The sequence below is a fragment of the Rhodococcus sp. IEGM 1241 genome (assembly GCF_033142365.1).
GTDB lineage: Bacteria > Actinomycetota > Actinomycetes > Mycobacteriales > Mycobacteriaceae > Rhodococcus_F > Rhodococcus_F erythropolis.
In genome coordinates, this window is the sequence record NZ_JAWLSE010000055.1 from 1 (window position 1) to 1419 (window position 1419).

At 65.7% G+C, this 1419-nt stretch carries 1 protein-coding gene; it reads left to right on the forward strand.

What is annotated here, in order from left to right; genetic code table 11:
* Positions 1 to 72 precede the first annotated feature (72 nt).
* Positions 73 to 1386: an IS256 family transposase gene (locus R4P70_RS32575; protein ID WP_030538128.1), complete on the forward strand. Its 1314-nt coding sequence runs from the start codon at positions 73 to 75 to the stop codon at positions 1384 to 1386.
* Positions 1387 to 1419 lie beyond the last annotated feature (33 nt).

The window sequence follows — 1419 nt, forward strand, 5'->3', positions numbered from 1 at the left end:
CGGATGATGATCTGTACACGAACAGGATTCTGATCAAGTCCAGCGCGCCAACGCTGGCGGGAAGGTACGCCCGTGCTCACGATAGTGGACTACGACGACGACTCCAACGAGACCGGCCAGGCAGTCGGCGCGGGCCGCTCGTTGCTCGACGAGATCGTCCGCGACGGCGCCCGGCAGATGCTCGCCGCAGCCCTGCAGGCCGAGGTCGCCGACTACATCGCCCGGCATGCCGGTGAGATCGACGACAACGGTCACCGGCTGGTGGTCCGCAATGGCTACCACGCCGAGCACGAGGTGGTCACCGCCGCCGGCGCGGTGGCGGTGAAGGCGCCGCGGGTCAATGACAAGCGCGTCGACCCCGACACCGGTGAACGTAGGCGGTTCTCCTCGACGATCCTGCCGGCATGGGCCCGCAAATCCGCGCAGGTGTCCGAGGTGCTGCCGCTGCTGTACCTGCACGGGCTCTCGACCAGCGACTTCGGTCCCGCCCTCGAACAGTTCCTCGGCACCGGTGCCGGCCTGTCGGCCAGTTCGATCACCCGCCTCACGACGCAGTGGCAGGACGAGGCGAGAGCCTTCGCCGCCCGGGATCTCTCGGAGGCGGATTACGTCTATCTCTGGGTCGATGGTATTCACCTGAAAGTGCGTCTCGAGCAGGAGAAACTTTGCCTGTTGGTGATGATCGGTGTCCGCGCCGACGGCCGTAAGGAGCTCGTCGCCCTCTCCGACGGGTACCGGGAATCGACCGAGTCCTGGGCGGACCTGCTGCGGGATTGCCGCCGGCGTGGGATGCGGGCCCCGGTGCTGGCGGTCGGTGACGGTGCCTTGGGGTTCTGGCGGGCCCTGCGCGAGGTGTTCCCGGAAACGCGGGAACAGCGCTGCTGGTTTCACAAGCAGGCGAATGTTCTTTCTGCGCTGCCGAAGTCGGCTCATCCTGGTGCGTTGGCGGCGATGAAGGAGATCTACCTCGCCGAGGACATCGACAAGGCGCAGGTGGCGATCAAGGCATTCGAGATCGATTACGGCGCGAAGTACCCGAAGGCGGTCGCGAAGATCACCGACGACGCCGACGTGCTGCTCGAGTTCTTCCGGTATCCGGCTGAGCACTGGGTGCATCTGCGCACGACAAATCCGATCGAATCGACTTTTGCGACAGTGCGTTTGAGAACCAAGGTGACAAAGGGCCCGGGGTCGCGGGCGGCGGGGATGGCGATGGCCTACAAGCTGATCGAGGCCGCCCAGGCCCGCTGGCGGGCCGTGAACGCCCCGCACCTGGTGGCGTTGGTGCGGGCCGGTGCGCTGTTCCACAAGGGCAAGCTCCTCGAACGACCCGTCGAGATCACCCCGGAACCGTCACCGGACACGCCGGTATCCGAGGTCGCCTGACACACCTTAATCCACAGAATTTGACGATTCCTC